The organism is Ruegeria marisflavi (genome assembly GCF_025673445.1).
GTDB classification, from domain to species: domain Bacteria; phylum Pseudomonadota; class Alphaproteobacteria; order Rhodobacterales; family Rhodobacteraceae; genus Ruegeria_B; species Ruegeria_B marisflavi.
This window is the reverse complement of the sequence record NZ_JAOVQN010000014.1, coordinates 37322-50095: the sequence shown is the minus strand read 5'-3', so window position 1 is coordinate 50095 and position 12774 is coordinate 37322. Positions and strand designations below refer to the sequence as shown.

Sequence of the window (12774 nt, the reverse complement as noted above, 5' to 3'; positions counted from 1 at the left end):
ATCCGATGTGCGTTATAACGTACAAGTGGAATCGAAGGGCGGATACATGGACTCGGCTGTGGAATCGGGTGAGGTCACCCTCAAACTGCGCGAGGTTCGCGCGGCAACCGGCCTCAGCCTGTCAAAGGCGGCCGAGCTGACCGGGGTCAGCAAGGCGATGCTGGGTCAGATCGAGCGCGGCGAATCAAGCCCGACCATCGCGACGCTGTGGAAGATCGCCAAAGGGTTCCAGCTGCCGCTCAGCGCACTGATCGGCCCGGCCTCGTTGCGCGATCCGGCTGACGAGCGGCTGTTTCGTACCGTGACCTTTCCCGGCAGCATCAAGGTCAAGATCGTCTTTCCCTTTGACCCGATGCTTGGCGCCGAAACCTTTCACGTGACGCTGGCTCCCGGCCAAAGCTACGAGTCCGCCGCCCATGCCAGCGGTGTCACCGAAGAGGTGTTCGTGCTACATGGCGCGCTGGAGATTCTGCGGGACGGGGACTGCGTGCCACTCAGGACAGAGCAGGGCCTGCGCTTTGCCGCCGACCTGCCACATGGCTATCGCAGCGGTGCCGAAGGTGCCGCATTTCTCAACATGCACCACTATCCGCAACAGACCGGTTTACCGGTCTAGCCGTTATTTGCCAGTGCCGTCTTCGCCGCCTCTGTGACGCCGTCCATGGCGGTGATCCAGGGCATTGGGCCGTGGCTGATGCGCGCGACGCTCAGGCCCGCCAGGGTCACGTTGTCCGGCGCCTTGCCGGTCTGCATGATGTTCACCGGCAGCAGGGATTCGGCGCATAGCGTTCCGATCAACTCGGGCGTCACCAGCCCCGGTACGAACAGCCCGTTCGCCCCGGCGCTGGCATAGATCCGCGCCCGGTCCAGCGCCTCGCCCATCAGCGCGGGATGATCCAAGGGCTTGCTGCCCTGGAAGAACACATCGGTGCGGGCATTGATGAACAGCGGCACGCCTGTCGCCTCGGCCGCGTGGCGCAGGGTGGCGATGCGATCGGCCTGTTCCTCGGCAGGCAACAGGCCGGTCCCGCCGATCCGCCGGTCTTCGAAATTGACACCGACGGCGCCCGCCGCGATCACCCGTTCCGTATTCGTGGCCAAGTTTACCTTGGTTTCCGCATATCCGGTCTCGAAGTCAAAGGTGACGGGCAGGTCGACGCTGGCCGCGATCCGGGCCAGAATCTGCAAGGCGAACTCAAGCGGGATTTCCTGCCCGTCCGCATAACCCTGTGCCGCCGCCAGCGACCAGCTGCCCGTGGCGATGGCCCGCGCCCCGGCCTTTGCAATCGCGCGGGCGCTGCCGGCATCCCAGGCATTGTACAGGATCAGCGGCGCACCGGGCCGGTGCAGCGCGGCAAAGCGCTCGGCGATTGAAACCTGACTCATGCATGCGCTCCTTGGATGGGAAAGAATTTAGCCTCGTGATTGATCAGCCAGCGTTTTCGCCACAGGCCGCCGCCATACCCGGTCAGCGCGCCATCGGCGGCCGTAACCCGATGGCATGGGATCACAATGGAGATCTGGTTGGCGCCATTTGCCCGCGCCACGGCGCGTACCGCCGGACCGCGCCCGATCCCGCTTGCAAGTTCGCCGTAGGAGGTCGTCCTACCGGCTGGCAGAGCGATCAGCGCCGCCCAGACCTCGCGCATGAAGGCGGTACCGTGCAGCGCAAGCGGCAGGTCGAAATGATCTCTACTGCCGTCAAAATACTCTGACAATTGCCGTTCCAGCTGGTCCGTCAACGGGTGCCGGCCAAAGCCCAGATCACCATCTGAGGCCCGATAGAGCCTGCGAACCTGCTCTGGCAAGATCCGGCAGTCGGCGAATTCCAGCAGGTGCAGTCGGCTGTCATCGCAACCCGCCACCATGGTGCCCAGCGGCGTGTCGAGACGTGCCAACCGGAGCCCCGCCTGACTGGGAAAGGCGTCGGTCGTCAGCGACAACATCCTTGCCACGCTGTCATGCAGCGCTCGCGGCGTGGCGCAGCTGTCCACACCGCTGGCGTGCCGGTCCTGTGTGCGAGAAACTTGGGTCATGCGCCTATACTAGCGCGATGACGGCCAACCCGCAGTCGGTTTTTCGAACATGTGAAGTAACAGTCAGATCCGCAGGAAAGGCTGTACCAACCGGGGGATCCAGCTGTTGAACCGCAACGGCGCGTCGGTCACCGCCAGGCAGATGCAATCCTCTCCCGGATCGGCCACCGGCATATGCTCCAGTTCTTCGTCAGCGACTTCGACATCGCCGCGCGCGAACCGGTCCATCTCGTCCGAAAAAGCTCCCTGTAACACCATGGTCAATTCGACGCCACGATGCCCGTGATCGGGCACGGCGGCCCCGGCGGGAATGAACAGCAGCCGGGCCGAGGCCGCGTTGCTGGTCGGCAGGATCGCCTGCCGTACGCCCATGCCGACGGGTTTCCAGCGGATCGTTGAAACATCGCCCCCCACATAGTCGCGCAAAGGCTGCGGCAGCACCGAGCAGCTATCGCGGCGCCTTGCGGGTACGGCAGTGCCGGTGCTGATGCGGGCAAATGTGGCCTCCAGCGCATCGGCGGCCATCGCCTCAGTGCCGCACTCGGCCAGCAGGCAGCCGCCCACGGCCTCCAGCGCTTCGGCCTGGGCGCGGCAGGTGTCGCAGAGCGACAGATGCGTTGCGACCATCAGGTTGAACGCCTCGGGCAGATTGCCGGCGGTATAGGCCGTCAACAGCGTATCGGTCAGGTGGTGTTTGATCAGTTCTGTCATGGTCGTCACTTCATCGCGTGGCGCAATCGGTCTAGCGCCAGTCTGATTCTGGATTTGATGGTCCCCAGCGGAAGGCCGGTGCGGGCGGCAATCTCGCGGTGGCTGAGATCGCCGAAATAGGCTTGTTCGATCAGTTCGCGCTGCGCGTCGGGCAGGGCCCGGATTGCAACGCGCAACATCTCTGTTTCCTGCTGCATCGCCATAACATCGGCGGCTGCCGGTTCAGGTTCCGGCCCCCAGGGCAGGTCTTCGGGTTCCGGCCTGCGATCCTTGCGCAGGGCGTCGATGCGCCGGTTGCGTGCAATGGTGAAAATCCAGGTCGAAACGGTTGCCCGTGTGGGATCGTACAGGTGCGACTTGTTCCACACCGTCGCCATGACCTCTTGCGCGCAATCCTCGGCCAGAGTCGGCGTGGCGCCGGACCGCATCAGAAAAGACTTAACGCGCGGCGCGAAATGGGCAAACAGCTCGGCAAAGGCGGCCCTGTCCTGCGCCTCGACGATACGGGCGAGGTGGCCGCTCCAATCGTTTTCTGCCCGCGCCCCGTCCTGTTTCCGGTCCAAGTGCTTTCCTTCGCTCGCGTCCTTGCACATGTGGCCATACCGCCCGACAGGGCATTGTCCGTCAAGGCTGGCGTCGGGCCGGTCTGTGTTCGTTGCGATCAACATAACCACGATACGCGGCTCGGGCCAAAGCGGATCAGTCGCGGTCAAAGGATTTTCTTTTCATCCACTTCCGCATTCGGGCCGTACATCTGACACAAGGACAAGGCGGAGCAAGACATGCCATTTGAACTGAATGGGGGCGTGCCCCGACGGATCGCTGTGATCGGGGGCGGGATCTCGGGCATGGGGGCCGCCAACCTTTTGGCGGACACCCATAACGTGACACTGTTCGAGGCCGAACCCCGGCTGGGCGGGCACGCGCGGACCATCGTGGCCGGGAAGCGGGGCGACCAGCCGGTCGATACCGGCTTCATCGTGTTCAACAATGCAACCTATCCCAACCTGATCGCTCTCTTCGACCGCCTCGGTGTGCCAATCGCCAAAAGCGACATGAGCTTTGCCGTTTCGGCCCAGGGCGGTGCGGTGGAATATGCGTTGCATGGGGCCGATGCGCTGTTCGCACAGCGGCGCAACCTGGCGCGTCCGGGCTTTCTGCGCATGGTGCGCGACCTCTTTCACTTCAACGCGCATGCGGCCGAGGCCGCGCGCGACCGCTCGATCACGGTGCGCCAGCTTCTCGACCGTCTCGGAACCGGCGACTGGTTCCGGCGCTATTACCTTGAACCCTTTTCGGGCGCGATCTGGTCCACGCCCAAGGAACACATCCTCGACTTTCCCGCCCATGCGATGATCCGCTTCTTCGAGAACCACGCGCTGCTGAACTACTCTGGCCAACATCAGTGGTACACGGTCGAAGGCGGCTCGGTCGAATATGTCAGCCGGCTGGAACAGGCGATGCGCCGCAAGGGCGTGTCGCTGGCACTGGGTGTGCCTATCGCCGGGGTGCGGCGCACCGAGCTTGGGGTCGAGATCCGGGTGCGGGGCGGCGAGTGGCAGGTGTTCGACGAGGTCGTGTTTGCCACCCATTCCGACACCACTCTGGCGCTGCTATCCGATGCCACCCGGCGAGAAAGCGCGGCCCTGGGCGCGGTGCGCTACCAGCCGAACGAGGCAGTCCTGCATTCCGATCCCGCGCTGATGCCGAAACGGCGCAAGTGCTGGGCCAGCTGGAACCACACCGAGGAAAAAGGCGCCAATGGCGGCCCCATCGGCCTGACCTACTGGATGAATTCCTTGCAGCCGATCCCGCAGGATGACCCGTTGTTCGTGACACTGAATGCCAGCCATCGCATCCGCGAAGAGCATATTCACGACGTGACCACCTTTGCCCATCCAGTGTTCGACGCCGGTGCGCTTGCCGCGCAAGAGGATCTGGCACGGATGAACGGAACCAACTCGACCTGGTTCTGCGGCGCCTGGATGAAGAACGGGTTTCACGAGGACGGGTTGGCCAGCGCCATCGATGTGGTTACAGGAATCAATCGCACCGCCGCCTTGCCGGTTGCCGCGGAATGAGCGCAATGGTCGAACATATCCCGGCCCACACGTTTCATGGGCGCAAGGGCGCGGTGCGGAACGCGTTCCGCTATTCGGTGGATTTCGTGCTTCTCGACCCAGAGACGCCCGTGTCCGGGCCGCGCCTGTTTTCGCGCAACCGCGCGAACCTGTCGGGTGTGTTCGACCGCGATCACGGTGGCAGTCCGGGGCAGGGGCGCGGAGCGGCCTGGCTGCGCGAGCAGTTCGACCTGTTTCAACTGCCCCAGCCTGCCCGGATCGCGCTGCTGACCCAGCCGCGCCTGTTTGGGCACGTGTTCAACCCGGTCAGTTTCTGGTTCTGTTTCGATTCGCGGGATGCGCTCTATGCCGTGGTGGCTGAGGTGACCAACACTTTCGGCACCCGCCACAGCTATCTGTGCCACAAACCCGATCTGTCGCCGATCGGGCCGCAGGACCGGTTGGGCGCGACCAAGCTCTTGCATGTCTCGCCCTTTCAGCCGCGCGAGGGGTCTTACGCCTTCCGCTTTGACCTGCGCGCCGACCGGGTCGGTATCTGGATCGACTATGGTCGCGAAGGGGGCGGGCTGGTGGCCACACTGACCGGTCACAGGCGGCCATTGACCAACCGGGCGATCCTGTGGTCGGCGCTGCGCCGTCCCTTTGGGGCGCGCCGCGTGCTGGCGCTGATCCACTGGCAGGCGCTGAAGCTCTGGTGGAAAGGTGCGCGCTTTCGCCCCGAACCCGCAGCAAATCGCCCGGATGTGAGCCGGGGATGACCATGTCCGTTCCCCTGCCGCGCGCAGCACCCCTGACCGGCTATGCGCTCTTTGCCGCCATGCTGGCGGCGGCGGGCCTGCCGATCTATCTGCATGCGCCGAAGTTCTATGCCGATACCTATGGGGTCAGCCTGACCGCGCTGGGCGCGGTGCTGTTCGGATTGCGGCTCATTGACGTGGTACAGGATCCGGGACTTGGCTGGTTGGCCGCGCGCTTGCGCCGTCATCTGCGGGTCGCTGTACCGGTGGCGGCGGCGGTTATGGCGGGCGGGATGCTCGGTCTCTTTTCCTTGGCTCCGCCAATTGCGCCGCTGGCCTGGTTCGCGCTGATGCTGATGCTGGTGTTCTCGGCCTTCAGCTTTCTGACCATCTGTTTTTACGCACAGGGCGTGACCAATGCGGCCGGTTTGGGCGGTCATATCCGGCTGGCGCGCTGGCGCGAGGCGGGCGCACTCTTGGGCATCTGCGGCGCCGCAGCCGCGCCGGTCCTGTTGCCGGGCGGCTATGCCGCCTTTGCCCTGGCCTTTGTTGGTCTCGCCCTTGTCGCGACGGTGGCGCAGCGCACGGAATGGCGCGCAAGCCCGGTGCCGCACACCGGCTTTGCGCCCGTTCTGCGCGACCCCGTCGCGCGGCGCCTGCTGCTGATCGCGGGGCTGAACGCTGCACCGGTGGCGGTTTCCTCGACCCTGTTCCTGTTCTTCGTGGCAGACCGGCTGGAGGCGCCCGGCACCGAAGGGCCGCTGCTGATCCTGTTCTTTCTCAGCGCCGCTGCTGGCGCGCCGCTCTGGGGCATGCTGGCCGAGCGGCGGGGTGCCCGACCGACCCTGATGGCTGGCATGGCGCTGTCAATCGCGGCTTTTGCGCTGGTGCCACTACTGGGCCCGGGCGACGTGGCGGGTTTTGCCCTGATCTGTGCCGTGTCCGGTATCGCTCTGGGCGCCGACATGACGCTGCTGCCGGCGCTCTTTGCCGCGCGCATGGCGCGGGTGGCGCCAGGCGCCGCGCCGGGCTGGGGCCTCTGGGCTTTTGTCACCAAGTTCACCCTGGCGCTGGCCGCGCTGGTGCTGCTGCCGGTGCTTGATGCCGCCGGTTTCGTGCCGGGCGCGACCAGCCCGGCGGGCGCCCTGACGCTTCTATCGCTGCTTTATGCTGCACTGCCCTGCCTGCTCAAGGCGGCGGCGCTGGGCCTGTTGGCCCTGACTGATCCGGAGGACATGTCATGACAGATCCGATCCTTTTCATCCTTTTGGGCATAGCCGTGACGGCCGTTACGTTCCTTGTGCTGCGCCGATACGTGGGCTTCTCGGCGCAAGCGCCCGGCGACTATGCCGGGGCCGAACCGCAGTTCGACCTGCGTCGCCACCTGAACGGGCCGATTGCCTGCGAAGGCGTAATCTATGGTCCGACCGGCCGCGTCGCCTCGCGCTTTACCGGCGCGTTCGAGGCGACATGGGATGGCAATCGCGGCACCATGCGCGAGCGCTTTCACTATGACAGCGGCACCGTGCAGGATCGCGAATGGCAGCTCAGCATCGGCAACGATGGCCGGATCCAGGCCAGTGCACCGGACGTGATCGGCACCGGCCGGGGCGATCAGAGCGGCCCGTCGGTGCGCCTGCTCTATCGTCTGCGCCTGCCCGAGGGTGCCGGTGGCCATGTGGTCGATGTGACCGACTGGATGTATCTCACCCCGGGCGGCGCCATCGTCAACCGCTCTGAATTCCGCAAGTACGGGATAAAGGTCGCGGAACTGGTCGCGACCATGCACCCTGCCAACGTGGAGCGGTCGGCTGCATGACGGACTGGACCGGCAAGCGATACTGGCTGGTCGGCGCCTCCGAAGGACTGGGCGCGGCGCTGGCCCAGCAGATGAGCGCCGCCGGCGCGCACCTCGTGCTTTCGGCGCGGGGGCGCGAGGGGCTCGAGCGCCTTGCCGCCCGCTTGCCGGGCCCGGCCGAGGTGTTGCCGGTGGATATCGCCGATGACGGCAGCGTCGCGGCCGCCGCGCGCGCGCTGGGCGAGATCGACGGTGTGGTTCTGCTGGCGGGTGTCTACTGGCCGATGCGGGCGCAGGATTGGGACAGCGCCCGTGCGGTGACCATGGCGGATGTCAACTTCACCGGGTACCTGCGGGTGCTCGGGGCCGTGGTACCGGGTATGGTGGACCGCGACCGGGGCCATATCGTGATCACAGGATCGCTCGCCGGGTTTGGCGGGTTGCCGGGCGCCATCGGTTACGCGGCGTCCAAGGCGGGTGCGATGGCACTGGCCGAATGCCTGCATGCCGACCTGCATCGTACCGGCGTCAAAGTGCAACTGGTCAATCCAGGTTTCATCCGCACACGGCTGACCGATCTCAACACGTTCGCCATGCCGATGCTGATGGAGCCGGAGACGGCCGCCCGCGCAATGTTCCGGCACATGAACAGCCGCAGTTTTGCCACCAATTTCCCTGCACCGTTTGCCTGGCTGTTCCGGTTTGGACGTTTCCTGCCGCAATGGCTCTATGTCCGCCTGTTTGCGTGAGATCAAAGACGGCATGTGCCACGCCTGTTTGATGGACCACAGGATACGCGAACAGGAGACGAGGGAATCATGGAAATTTCGGCACGCAAGGTGGCGCAAGTGGCGCTGATGGCGCGCGAGCTGGGACGCGCCGAGGGCGAGTTGCGCGCCTTCATCGACCGGATGAGCGAGGACGAACAGGCCGAGCTGGTGGCGATCATGTGGATTGGGCGTGGCAGTTTCGAGGCAGAGGAGTTCGAAGAGGCCATCGCCACAGCACGGGCCGAGGCGACAACGCCCTGCGCCGATTACCTGCTGGGCTCGCCGCATCTGCCGGACCACTTGGAAAACGGGCTCGATGCGCTGGGGATCTCGGCCGAGGATGTCGAAAACGATCTGATGTGATACCCGGTGGAGGGGGCGAGGGGCGCTGCCCCTCGCGCTCCCCGGAGTATTTTGGGCAAGATGAAGATATCCGGTTGTTCTTGACAGGAAACGCCAGCCACATGGAAGCTGGCCGGGCGATGTCAGAGGCGTTCGAACAACAGGATGTTTCCAGGGAAACGCGCATCGGGCGCGACTGGCCGAAATCCGTCGCTCTGCCGATTGTCTGTCTTATCCTGGTGGCCGCGGCGGCCCATGGAATAGGCATCGAGCCCGACAGTCTCCCCAGCCGCCGGTTTCATAGAGGGTCGTTTGTGATCCTGCCCGTGTTCTCGGTTCTGGGGCTTGTGTCCTTGTACCGCCTGGTTTTCCCTTGGGGAGCCCCGGTCAGGTTCGGTCCGCAGGGATTTGTCGATCTGAGGGCAGGTCGCGAGACCATTCCCTGGACCCAGATCACCAACGCCGTTGCACGCGGTGATTTCGTGATCCTGACCCTTCGCCGGGGATTTGCCCGCAGCTATCGGATCTCGGTCAGCCAGAAACTGTTGAAGTCGATGCGCAAATCGGTTGGGCCGGGGCATCTGATGATCGCCAGCTGGTGTTTGTCGCAAGTGCCAGCCGAGATGGTGCGGATGATCGACGCCTACCGGGTCGCATATGGTGAGGACCCACCGAAAGACTGACAGGGGCGCGGGCGGGCACCGCGCCCCGATTGTTCAGGCTATATGGTCCACGATCTGCAAGTGCTGCGCCAGTTTTCCGACCTCGCCCATCCAGCGGGCCAGCAGCTTCGGGTCGCTCGAGGCGGCGTGCACGCCTGCGGGGATCTCGCGGTTCAACACCGCCTCGACTGCCAGCGAGACCGGGATCGACACCAGCCGGGCCATGGCGGTGCCGCGCGCGTCGCCCCAGGCATCCATCACATAGGATTTGTGCCAGACCTCGCGCCCATCCTTCTCGGCCTTGAGGCCGACGCACAGGACCACGCGGTCCGGTTCACCTTCGTCATAGGCGTTTTCGGTCCAGAACTGGTCGGACATCTCCTTGAGCCGTGCGTCGCCCTCGGGACCTTGCAGCGTCTCGATCTCACGGAACACATCGCCCCAGGCCTCGGCCCAGCCGTTGAGCCGCAGGGTGCCGCGCACGAACTCCTTCACTGGCCAATGCTCCTCGAAATGGTACTGGCCCATGAACGGCAGCGAGTCGCGATTGGGATAGACCTCGAAGCTTTCGGGCATGGGCAGCGGCGCGGTGTAGCTGCTGATCGCATCCCAGGGCCGCGCCACATCCAGCGGGGCATAGTCCCGGATCGAGCGCGAGGGCGAGCGCAGCGCCTTCAGCACGCCCAGCGGCGACCAGCTGAACTTGTAGCGGAAGGGGTTGGGGTGTTTCGGGATGCCGCCACAATAGGAAATGAAACTCAGGTGGTTCTGGGCGTCGAACGCGTCCGAGGCACGATACTCGGCCACCAGCTCATGCGCCATCAGGTGATCGATGCCGGGATCAAGCCCGATTTCGTTCACCAGGCTCACGCCAGCGGCGCGCGCGCGGTCATCGAGCGCGCGCATCTCGGGCGCGATGTACGACGACGAAACGAAATGCGCGCCCTTGGAAATTGCCAGCTCCGCCAGCGGCACGTGCCAGTCACCCGGCAGCATCGAGACCACCATGTCGCCCTTGGCCAGCACCGCGCCAAGCGCGTCGACGTCAAAGACGCGGATGTCGTCGGTCAGGTCGCCCAGTTCGGCGCGGGCCTTTTCGACCGTTCGGTTCCAGACGGTGACGGGATGGCCCGCCTCGATCAGGCGGCGCAGGCCGGGAATAGCCGACAGGCCGGTGCCACACCAATGGATGGTCATCGCTCAGATCCCTTTCATATGGGTTTTGAATTCGGCCTCGGCCCTGCCCCAGACGCCTGCATCAAGCGCAGTCAGGGTCAGCAGCGAGGGCAGCAACTGGGCCGCGTAATCCTGTGAACTTTCCACCGGCAACATCGACGGCAGGTTGTCGATGGCCATCACGTCCAGCGCCGGGTCCTCGGCCACGCGCAGCACCGGCGCGTCCCAGCTGGTGGCACGATCATAGACCGGCACCGGGTTGTAATCGCTGTCGGGGTCACAGGCCACGTCGCCGATGGCGGTTAGCGTGCGGGGTGCATTCAGCGCTTCGCGCGGCACAAAGACCGGCGTACCGGGACGGGCAAAGATGCAGTTGAGAAAGATGTCATGGGCGAGGATCTCGGGGAAGGGGCCGCCGCTGGCGGTCTCGGCCATGTCCCATTTGGTGACCTCGACCCCCATCGCGGTGCAGAGATCGGCCGCACCGGTGCCGACCCGGCCCAAGGCGCCGATCACGATGGCGCGGGGGCGCGGCGCGCCGGTGGCGTCGAGTTCTGCGGCAAGCGCCGCGTTCAGCGCGTCCTTGCTGGGATAGACGCCGACAGGGGCGCAAATGCTGCCCTGCTGCTGCGCGGCCCAGGCTTTGAGCGTCACCGCCGCACCCGCATAGCCCGCCCAATAGCCGAATGCCGCGACCCGACGACCGGCCTCGTCCACCAGATACTCCAGATCGTAAAGCGTGCCGCCCCCGGCCTTGAACCGCTCCAGCAACCGGCGGCCCGAATGCTGCCCCTTGAAGGCATGGCCGAACATGATGTGGCGGTGCGGCAGGGGCGTGCCGTCCTCGGGCAGTTCCTTGAGCCCAAAGATGATGGCGTCGCGCGGGGCATCCGGCCAGCTGTTCTCGGGCGCGATCTCGCATCCAGCGTCGCGGTATCCGTCCAGCCCAATGGCGCGGACCGAGCTTTCCTCGACCGTGACCCGGATACCGGCGGCGATCAGGGCGGCGGCGCCCTCGGGGGTCAGGCCGACCCGTTCCTCGTTCGGGCGCTGTTCGGCCCGGACCCAGAGATGCGTCATGTCTTGTCCTTTGTTCAAAGCAGACCAGCGGCCTTGACGGCCTGAATCGAGGCGCGCGCCTCCATCGCGGCGCGGAAGGCGCGGATTTTCGGGAACGGGTCCAGGTCGACGCCGTCGCCCTCGAGCCAGCCGGTGACCACGTAGAGATAGCAATCGGCGATGCTGACCGCCTCACCCAGCACAAAGGGGCCGCGCAGCCCGTTCGTCTCGACATAGGCGGCTGAGGTCGTCATCGTCTCGGGCACCTTGGCGGTCATGTCGGCCCAGCTGTCGGCGCGGTCGGCCCATCGGGCGCCGCGCATCTTGTGGGCGTGGTTCACATGCATGGTGGAGGCAAGGTAATACATCACCTCGCGCATGCGGGCGCTGAGCAGCGGATCGGCGGGGACCAGCCCCTTGTCGGGCGCGCTGTCGGCGATGAATTCCAACAGCGCACCGGTTTCGGTCAGGATGCCGCCGGGCACAGCCAGCGCCGGCACCCGGCCCTTGGGGTTGATCTGGTGGTAGGCGGGTTTGGTCTGTTCGGCGGCGCCAAAGTCGAGCTGTACCTTTTCGTGTTCGATTCCCGCCTCGTGAAGCGCGATGGCGACGGCCACGGAAATGGTGCCGGGTGCACAATAAAGCTGCATCGGATCCCCCTAGAGATGCGTCTGGGCAAACTGCCGCTCTGGGGCCTCCAGATGCGGGACGGCGTTGAACAGCACCGGGCTGAGATGCGTGCCGATCGGATAGAGACGATGCATCGACGTGTTCATGATGGCAAGGGCCACCCGCGCCATGGCCGGTATGTCCAGCCCCATCGCCTGACGCATCACCATCGAGATGAGCCCGCCCGAGGTGACCACGATGGCCGGCCCCGCCCCGTGGGCGATTTCGGCCAATGCCGACGAGACCCGGGTTTCGAACTGGTCGAAGCTTTCGGGTGCGTCCTGGATGCGGCCTTCGGCCCAGGCGGTGAAGGTCATCGGCAGGTGCTCGACAAAGCCTTCGCGATCCTCGGGGATGGTGACACCGTGCTGCGCCTCGAAAAGCTGGGCGAGGGTGAAATACTCGATCTCGTTCAGGCGCGGGTCCTGTACCACATCGGCCAGACCCATGCTGGCGGCGGTTTCCAGGTGGCGGGTCAGGGTGCCACAATAGACGCGCGGATGATGGGCGCGGGTGTCGGCCAGATGCGACCCCAGCCAGCGCGCCTGCTGGTGCCCCAGCTCGCTCAGCCGGTCATAGCTTTCCTCGTCGCGGGCGGCGGTATTGGCCTGGCCATGACGGATCAGGGTGATGTGAGACATGTCATCCTCCACTTCGGGCAGACTCTTAGGCAAGGATCGGGCCGGGGGCCAGAGGGGTTTGGCGCCGGGCGCGTGAATTTACCGGGCGTTGG

16 protein-coding genes are annotated in these 12774 nt (G+C 65.4%); 8 read left to right on the top strand and 8 right to left on the bottom strand.

Annotation, left to right across the window (positions count from 1 at the left end; genetic code table 11):
- Window positions 1–46: 46 nt before the first annotated feature.
- Complete coding sequence (locus OEZ49_RS14145) at window positions 47–616, top strand: helix-turn-helix domain-containing protein (protein ID WP_263388916.1); 570 nt, start codon at window positions 47–49, stop codon at window positions 614–616.
- Here the strand turns inward: OEZ49_RS14145 and OEZ49_RS14140 are convergent.
- From OEZ49_RS14140 to OEZ49_RS14125, 4 genes are all read right to left on the bottom strand, one after another.
- Window positions 613–1386, bottom strand: a complete 774-nt coding sequence (locus OEZ49_RS14140; RefSeq protein ID WP_263388915.1) for an isocitrate lyase/PEP mutase family protein — start codon at window positions 1384–1386, stop codon at window positions 613–615. The genes OEZ49_RS14145 and OEZ49_RS14140 overlap by 4 nt on opposite strands.
- Window positions 1383–2036, bottom strand: coding sequence for a methylated-DNA--[protein]-cysteine S-methyltransferase (locus OEZ49_RS14135; RefSeq protein ID WP_263388914.1), 654 nt, complete (start codon window positions 2034–2036; stop codon window positions 1383–1385). Before OEZ49_RS14135 ends, OEZ49_RS14140 begins: the two co-directional genes overlap by 4 nt.
- A gap of 63 nt (window positions 2037–2099) precedes the next feature.
- Entirely contained in the window at window positions 2100–2747 is a 648-nt protein-coding gene (locus OEZ49_RS14130; RefSeq protein WP_263388913.1) for a ChrR family anti-sigma-E factor, read from the bottom strand.
- 5 nt (window positions 2748–2752) lie between these two features.
- Window positions 2753–3250 carry a sigma-70 family RNA polymerase sigma factor gene (locus OEZ49_RS14125; RefSeq protein ID WP_397545670.1) on the bottom strand — a complete coding sequence of 166 codons (498 nt, stop codon included), beginning with the start codon at window positions 3248–3250 and terminating at the stop codon, window positions 2753–2755.
- Window positions 3251–3529: 279 nt separating this feature from the next.
- On the opposite strand from OEZ49_RS14125, the gene OEZ49_RS14120 reads away from it, so the two are divergent.
- From OEZ49_RS14120 to OEZ49_RS14090, 7 genes are all read left to right on the top strand, one after another.
- Complete coding sequence (locus OEZ49_RS14120; protein WP_263388911.1) at window positions 3530–4828, top strand: NAD(P)/FAD-dependent oxidoreductase; 1299 nt, start codon at window positions 3530–3532, stop codon at window positions 4826–4828.
- The gene (locus tag OEZ49_RS14115) at window positions 4825–5586 is read left to right on the top strand and encodes a DUF1365 domain-containing protein (RefSeq protein ID WP_263388910.1); all 762 of its coding nucleotides are present in this window, start codon (window positions 4825–4827) and stop codon (window positions 5584–5586) included. Before OEZ49_RS14120 ends, OEZ49_RS14115 begins: the two co-directional genes overlap by 4 nt.
- Window positions 5583–6809: an MFS transporter gene (locus OEZ49_RS14110; protein ID WP_397545667.1), complete on the top strand. Its 1227-nt coding sequence runs from the start codon at window positions 5583–5585 to the stop codon at window positions 6807–6809. Before OEZ49_RS14115 ends, OEZ49_RS14110 begins: the two co-directional genes overlap by 4 nt.
- The gene (locus OEZ49_RS14105) at window positions 6806–7384 is read left to right on the top strand and encodes a DUF3833 domain-containing protein (protein WP_263388908.1); all 579 of its coding nucleotides are present in this window, start codon (window positions 6806–6808) and stop codon (window positions 7382–7384) included. Before OEZ49_RS14110 ends, OEZ49_RS14105 begins: the two co-directional genes overlap by 4 nt.
- On the top strand, window positions 7381–8112 hold the full coding sequence (locus tag OEZ49_RS14100) for an SDR family NAD(P)-dependent oxidoreductase (RefSeq protein ID WP_263388907.1): 732 nt from the start codon (window positions 7381–7383) through the stop codon (window positions 8110–8112). The genes OEZ49_RS14105 and OEZ49_RS14100 overlap by 4 nt, the downstream gene beginning before the upstream one ends.
- A 66-nt stretch (window positions 8113–8178) precedes the next feature.
- Window positions 8179–8496 carry a DUF3775 domain-containing protein gene (locus OEZ49_RS14095; RefSeq protein ID WP_164131190.1) on the top strand — a complete coding sequence of 106 codons (318 nt, stop codon included), beginning with the start codon at window positions 8179–8181 and terminating at the stop codon, window positions 8494–8496.
- 101 nt (window positions 8497–8597) lie between these two features.
- A complete protein-coding gene (locus OEZ49_RS14090; protein ID WP_263388906.1) occupies window positions 8598–9158 on the top strand; it encodes a hypothetical protein in 561 nt (186 codons plus the stop codon).
- A gap of 33 nt (window positions 9159–9191) precedes the next feature.
- On the opposite strand, the gene OEZ49_RS14085 is transcribed toward OEZ49_RS14090, so the two are convergent.
- Genes OEZ49_RS14085 through OEZ49_RS14070 form a run of 4 tightly spaced genes read right to left on the bottom strand, consistent with a single transcriptional unit; the run spans window position 9192 to window position 12682 of the window.
- The gene (locus OEZ49_RS14085; protein ID WP_263388905.1) at window positions 9192–10334 is read right to left on the bottom strand and encodes a saccharopine dehydrogenase family protein; all 1143 of its coding nucleotides are present in this window, start codon (window positions 10332–10334) and stop codon (window positions 9192–9194) included.
- A 3-nt stretch (window positions 10335–10337) separates the two neighbouring features.
- Window positions 10338–11393 carry a saccharopine dehydrogenase gene (locus OEZ49_RS14080; protein WP_263388904.1) on the bottom strand — a complete coding sequence of 352 codons (1056 nt, stop codon included), beginning with the start codon at window positions 11391–11393 and terminating at the stop codon, window positions 10338–10340.
- Window positions 11394–11407: 14 nt separating this feature from the next.
- On the bottom strand, window positions 11408–12022 hold the full coding sequence (locus tag OEZ49_RS14075) for a glutathione S-transferase family protein (RefSeq protein ID WP_263388903.1): 615 nt from the start codon (window positions 12020–12022) through the stop codon (window positions 11408–11410).
- A 9-nt stretch (window positions 12023–12031) separates the two neighbouring features.
- A complete protein-coding gene (locus tag OEZ49_RS14070; RefSeq protein ID WP_263388902.1) occupies window positions 12032–12682 on the bottom strand; it encodes a histidine phosphatase family protein in 651 nt (216 codons plus the stop codon).
- Between the last annotated feature and the right edge of the window lie 92 nt (window positions 12683–12774).

Excerpts from the sequence above, each read along its gene's own strand:
- OEZ49_RS14145 (WP_263388916.1), top strand. The coding sequence starts at position 47 with ATGGACTCGGCTGTGGAATCGGGTGAGGTCACCCTCAAACTGCGCGAG.
- OEZ49_RS14140 (WP_263388915.1), bottom strand. The coding sequence starts at position 1,386 with ATGAGTCAGGTTTCAATCGCCGAGCGCTTTGCCGCGCTGCACCGGCCC.
- OEZ49_RS14135 (WP_263388914.1), bottom strand. The coding sequence starts at position 2,036 with ATGACCCAAGTTTCTCGCACACAGGACCGGCACGCCAGCGGTGTGGAC.
- OEZ49_RS14130 (WP_263388913.1), bottom strand. The coding sequence starts at position 2,747 with ATGACAGAACTGATCAAACACCACCTGACCGATACGCTGTTGACGGCC.
- OEZ49_RS14120 (WP_263388911.1), top strand. The coding sequence starts at position 3,530 with ATGCCATTTGAACTGAATGGGGGCGTGCCCCGACGGATCGCTGTGATC.
- OEZ49_RS14115 (WP_263388910.1), top strand. The coding sequence starts at position 4,825 with ATGAGCGCAATGGTCGAACATATCCCGGCCCACACGTTTCATGGGCGC.
- OEZ49_RS14110 (WP_397545667.1), top strand. The coding sequence starts at position 5,583 with ATGACCATGTCCGTTCCCCTGCCGCGCGCAGCACCCCTGACCGGCTAT.
- OEZ49_RS14105 (WP_263388908.1), top strand. The coding sequence starts at position 6,806 with ATGACAGATCCGATCCTTTTCATCCTTTTGGGCATAGCCGTGACGGCC.
- OEZ49_RS14100 (WP_263388907.1), top strand. The coding sequence starts at position 7,381 with ATGACGGACTGGACCGGCAAGCGATACTGGCTGGTCGGCGCCTCCGAA.
- OEZ49_RS14090 (WP_263388906.1), top strand. The coding sequence starts at position 8,598 with ATGGAAGCTGGCCGGGCGATGTCAGAGGCGTTCGAACAACAGGATGTT.
- OEZ49_RS14085 (WP_263388905.1), bottom strand. The coding sequence starts at position 10,334 with ATGACCATCCATTGGTGTGGCACCGGCCTGTCGGCTATTCCCGGCCTG.
- OEZ49_RS14080 (WP_263388904.1), bottom strand. The coding sequence starts at position 11,393 with ATGACGCATCTCTGGGTCCGGGCCGAACAGCGCCCGAACGAGGAACGG.
- OEZ49_RS14075 (WP_263388903.1), bottom strand. The coding sequence starts at position 12,022 with ATGCAGCTTTATTGTGCACCCGGCACCATTTCCGTGGCCGTCGCCATC.
- OEZ49_RS14070 (WP_263388902.1), bottom strand. The coding sequence starts at position 12,682 with ATGTCTCACATCACCCTGATCCGTCATGGCCAGGCCAATACCGCCGCC.